This window comes from Sphingobium sp., from assembly GCF_035511395.1.
Classification (GTDB): Bacteria; Pseudomonadota; Alphaproteobacteria; order Sphingomonadales; family Sphingomonadaceae; genus Sphingobium.
Genome location: NZ_DATKFP010000085.1, coordinates 1 through 5,104, shown reverse-complemented (window position 1 = coordinate 5,104; position 5,104 = coordinate 1). Strand labels below are relative to the sequence as shown.

Annotated in this window: 3 protein-coding genes and 1 pseudogene; all 4 read left to right on the top strand. The window is 61.3% G+C overall.

Annotated features, from left to right (window positions below; all coding sequences use genetic code 11):
* The first annotated feature begins 198 nt into the window (after positions 1-198).
* A complete protein-coding gene (locus VMR39_RS05140) occupies positions 199-765 on the top strand; it encodes an RNA polymerase sigma factor (protein WP_325414933.1) in 567 nt (188 codons plus the stop codon).
* Entirely contained in the window at positions 758-1,759 is a 1,002-nt protein-coding gene (locus VMR39_RS05135; protein WP_325414932.1) for a FecR family protein, read from the top strand. Before VMR39_RS05140 ends, VMR39_RS05135 begins: the two co-directional genes overlap by 8 nt.
* 86 nt (positions 1,760-1,845) lie before the next feature.
* Positions 1,846-4,419, top strand: a complete 2,574-nt coding sequence (locus VMR39_RS05130) for a TonB-dependent receptor (protein WP_325414931.1) — start codon at positions 1,846-1,848, stop codon at positions 4,417-4,419.
* Positions 4,419-5,104 (top strand): annotated as a pseudogene (locus VMR39_RS05125) (S9 family peptidase); the annotation flags it as partial. The gene VMR39_RS05130 and the pseudogene VMR39_RS05125, both read left to right, overlap by 1 nt.

The window sequence follows — 5,104 nt, the reverse complement described above, 5'->3', positions numbered from 1 at the left end:
ACATTGGGATCGCTTCCGGAAAAAGCCCGGGAGTGGGGCGTCGAAACCCCACTACGCATGGCTCGGTCACAGTATCACTGGGGCCGGGTGGCATGCGCGCATGTCCAGCCGGCAACGGTAAAGGCGCATGCGCCTGTGCGTAGCAGGTTTCGAACATCCGGCTTTGGCCGTCGCCCCGAGTGGACATAGGTGCGACGAATGAGCCAGGGCGAGCGCAAAGGTCGAAGGATCGATCTTCAGATCACAAGCAAAGACACCGGCGAACGCTTCAGCTTCTCCGATTTCTACCGTCGCGAGAAACCGCGCTTGTTGCGCTTCTTCAACCGACAGCTCGGCAACGCGGCCGACGCCGACGACCTCAGCCAAGAAACGCTGACACGCTTCGTGCGCGCGGCGCCTCATCCCGATCTGGACAGCCCCCGCGCCTATCTTACCCGCATCGCCACCAATCTCTTGCGCAATAACGCGGCACGCGGCTCCACGCGCCTCTCGCGCCAATCGACCGAGCTGGACGAGGGCTATCATCGCACCTCCCACCTCGACCCCCACCGCGAGTTGCAAGCCCGCCAGGAACTCGCACACTGGACCGCCATCCTCGAGCAACTCCCCCCGCGAACCCTGGAAATTTTCCTTCTCAATCGCGTCGAAGGGTTTAGCTACCGCCAGATTGCGACCGATCTTGGGGAGCCCCTTTGGGTCATTCAGAAACATATGCTGAAGGCCATTCGCCTGATCACCGCCCACAAGGAGGCGGACAATGACTGACGTCCACGAGCACATCACGGCGCAGGACAAGCAGGCCGCCCAGATCTGGGTGCTGCGCATGCTGGACGAGCCCGACCGCCATGCGCCCGGTCTCGCCGACTGGATCGCTGAAAAACCAACCCGGCAGGCCCTCTACACCGACTTCATGGACGATGTGCAGGCCGCCGGACATGCCGCTGCGAGCTTCCAAACCCGCGCCAAGCCCCCTCGCCAGCGGCAACGCCCCTGGTGGGCCAAGCCGATGCCGGTTCTGGCCGCAGCATCCATACTGGGCCTGCTGGCTTCCGCCTCCATGGTCTGGCGGACTCCATCCCCAGTCGCCCCGCAGCTGGCCGAAGCCAGCCCCGCGACCACCTTTGTCACAAGGCTGGGCGAAGTGCGTACGGTCCACCTTGCCGACGGAAGCCGCGCGATTCTCGATACCGACACGGTCATCGGGGTGTCCATGGCAGCCGACAGCAGGACTATCAGCCTCAAGCGCGGCCGCGCACGTTTCATCGTGGCCCATGACAGCGCCCGCCCCTTCTATGTTCGGGCGGGCGGCATTCAGGTGCGTGCAACCGGCACCGTGTTTGACGTTTTGTTCCGCAACACTGTCGCGGTGCATCTCATAGAAGGCGGCGTGGTGGTCAAGATGCAGGCTAACGCCGCGCAGTCGCCAAAGACCATTGCCCTCAAGCCCGGTCAGATTCTGGCGCTACGCCATGGACAAAGCCCGCAATCTCTTGTCATGCCTGCACGCAGGTCAGACCAGCAGTGGGTGAGCGGCGTGAAGAGTTTCGACAATGTGCCGATCAGGGAAGTGATCGCCGAGGCGAACAGCTACAGCGACACCAAGATCGAACTGATCCCGGGCAGCCTTGGCGAGCGAGAGATTTTCGGCGAGATCGACATAAGGGATATCGAGCGGGTCGCCGAAGCGATCAGCTTCTATCTCGACCTGTCCATCGATCGGTCGCAGAAGCACAGGCTTGTCCTCGCCTCGAAAAAATAATTCCGGTCCGTTAGCTTCAAATCCCCCCTGCCCTGTCTTTCCCGACCGAACCTCAAAAAGAGGCGGTTTGAAAGATGGGGGCAGACATGGGTTTGGCTAGACACGCACTTCTCGGCAGCGCCGCACTGTACCTGTGCGCGGCAATGACGCCGGCGGGGGCGCAGGACGCAAAGCGGCATTATGCATTGCCGGCGCAGTCGCTCGGCGAAGGACTGCGCGCGATTGCCCAGGCCAACGGCTACCAGCTGGTCGCAGACCCAAGCGCCCTTGACGGCCGCCGTTCGCCCGCCATCGAGGGCGAGTTCACAGTGGACGAGGCCATCAATGCTCTTCTGGCACGATCTGGCCTTGACGCGGAGGTCAGGGGGCAGACAATCATCCTGAGGGGGCGAGTTGCACCGTCGCGCTCGGAAGAGATAGACGGCGCGGCGGTCAATCAGCTGTTCGTAACGGGGTCGCGCATCCGCGGCGCGCAGCCCACCTCCCCTGTGATCGCCGCTTCGCGCGAGAGAATTCGCGAACTGGGGCATAGCGACCTTGGGTCCTATGTCCGCAATATTCCGCAGAATTTCACCGGCGGCCAAAATCCGGGCGTTATCTCCAGCCTGCAGACAGGATCCGAAAACACGACCTCATCGTCGGCGCTCAACCTTCGGGGCCTCGGCGCTGACGCCACGCTGACGCTTCTCAATGGCCATCGGGTCGCCTATGATGCAGTAAGCCAGGGAATTGACATCTCCGCCATCCCGCTGGCTGCCGTCGAACGTGTCGAGGTCGTCGCTGACGGATCGTCCGCGTTGTACGGTTCGGACGCCGTGGGCGGCGTCGCCAACATCCTGCTCCGGCGCGATTATGACGGCCTTTTGACCACAGCGCGCTTCGGTGCCGCGACCGACGGCGGCGACGTGCAGCATCAGTTGAGTGCCGTTTCGGGAAGCCGTTGGTCGGGTGGCGGGTTCATGATTGCGGGCGACTATAATAAAGCGACGGACATCACGGCTTCGCAGCGTTCCTATATGCGTTCGCGTCAGGGCAGCATGACGCTCCTGCCCTCGCAGCGTCAGGTCAGCGCGGTCCTAGCCGCGCACCAGGCGCTGGGCGAGGCGGTCGAATTCGAGATCGACGCGCATTATAATCGGCATAAGTCGGTTGCCGCCCTGCCCTTCACCGCAACCGGAGATGTGACGCTGCTCGGGACGATCAGCCGCCCCGATATTGAGGGCTACTCAATCAGCCCCACGGTGAAGTTCAAGCTGCCCGGAGGCTGGAATGTCGATGCGCGAGCCACACGCGCCATCAGCGACAGTCGTATCGTTGCTGAGATTTACTCGGCCGGCTCGCGCGCTGCCGTCAATCATGTAGGCTATAAGAATGATCTCTGGTCGGCTGAGATGAGCGGCGAAGGGCCGCTTTTTGCTCTGCCGGGCGGCGACGCCCGCCTCGCACTTGGGGCGGGCCTTAGATCCAATGGACTAGCAGCCTCGATCCAGCGCGTCACCACCGCAGCGACCACATCCCTGCTGCGCTATACCGACGCCCAGACTGCCACCTATGCCTATGGCGAGATATTTCTGCCTGTGATCGCGGATCGCAACGATATCGCCTTCATCCATTCCCTGCAGCTGTCAGGTGCAGTGCGTTATGAGCGCTATGACGAGGTCGGCGGTCTTGCGACGCCAAAGATCGGCGTCACTTATCGACCGATCCGAGACCTTACCCTCAAGGGCAGCTGGGGGAAATCCTTCAAAGCGCCTACGCTCAGCCAGCAAAATACCGTTCGGCAAGGCGCTCTGCTCGCCCCCGACTTCTACCTGCCCGCGCCGTCCACCGGCCAAAATGTTCTGCAGATCAGCGGCGGCAGCCGGGATCTGGAGCCTGAAAAAGCGACCACGATGACGCTGACCGCCGAACTCAAACTCCAAAGCATTCCCGGCCTTCGCATCGAAGGGAGCTATTTCGACGTTCGCTACAAGAACCGTGTCATAACGCCGATTGCAGGCAGCAGGCAGGCGTTCCAACCCGAATATGCCGATCTCATCCTGCTCAATCCCACTCTCGAACAGGTGCTGGCGGCGACCGCTTCCCTTCCACTGGGCGTCCAGAACCAGACGGCCGGGGCTTACGACCCTGCAAACCTCGCTGCAATCGTCTTCAACCAACTCCAGAACGCAGCGGAGCAGCATATCCGAGGTATCGACGCCACCGCTTCCTACGAGTTTTCCGCGGGCGAGAACGCGTTCAATCTCGAAGCAAACGGCAGTTACCTCAAGAGCGACCAGAAGCTGAGCGCGGGCCAGCCGACGATCATTCGTGCCGGAACAATCTTCAATCCGCCACATTGGCGGGGACGTGCCAGCGCGGGCTGGCGGCGTGGCAGCGTTGGCGCGACTCTGGCCTATAATTATATCGGGGGCACCGACGACAATCGAACAGCCACGGTCTACAGAGTTTCCGGCTTCCACAGCGCTGATGCGACGATCAGTTGGCAGCCAGAAGGCACGGGACTTGGTGGCGGATGGTCCTTCCTGTTTGCCGCCCAGAACTTCCTGAATGAAAAGCCGTCGAGGATCGCTTCGAGTGCGACTAGCCCGACGTACGACGCCACCAACTATTCCGCGATAGGACGTTTGCTCAGCCTCACCGTCTCGAAGGCCTGGTAATGCTCATTTCCCTTGTCTTGAGCATTGCCGGGGCAGGTGCGGCCGCCGTCCCGGCCGCACCTGCGACACTGGATTGCGCCGGATTTCTGAAACCGCATGACATTGCAGCAACACGCCGCTCGATCGAGGACCGAGACCTTGTCGAGCTGCTGGATATCGGCCCTGTTTCCCAGATGGAATCCGGCCCTTTCTATGCAGTGTCGCCCGACCGCACCATGATTGCCGCAAGCGTTCGCAGGGCAAGCATCAAAGATGACGACTATTGTACCGGTATAGTCCTTATCGCTAAAGAGGGTGCACCCACCATAATCGATGCAGGACGAGGCGCTGCCTTCTTCCGTCTGGATGATTTTTACGGAAATAGTGGCTTCCCCACAGGGGTCACGAAGCTGATCACGCCCCACTGGTCGGCCAACGGTCAGCAGATCGCCTATCTCAAATCTATCGAAGGTCGCCTGCGACTGCGAGTGTGGGAAAAAGCCAGGAACGTAGCCCGGTCCGTAGAAAGTGGAACCGGTGATATTGTTGATTTTCGTTTCACCCCGGATGGCGATAGCATCGCCTATAAGATCCGCGACGATAGCAGTCAGCAATCGACGCTGCGGACGGAGGCCCAAACGGGCTTCCGCTTCGATGGTCGCTATTTCCCATTCGCATCCGCGTCGCCATTTCCAGCGGGCACTCC

Excerpts from the sequence above, each read along its gene's own strand:
- VMR39_RS05135 (WP_325414932.1), top strand. The coding sequence starts at position 758 with ATGACTGACGTCCACGAGCACATCACGGCGCAGGACAAGCAGGCCGCC.
- VMR39_RS05140 (WP_325414933.1), top strand. The coding sequence starts at position 199 with ATGAGCCAGGGCGAGCGCAAAGGTCGAAGGATCGATCTTCAGATCACA.
- VMR39_RS05130 (WP_325414931.1), top strand. The coding sequence starts at position 1,846 with ATGGGTTTGGCTAGACACGCACTTCTCGGCAGCGCCGCACTGTACCTG.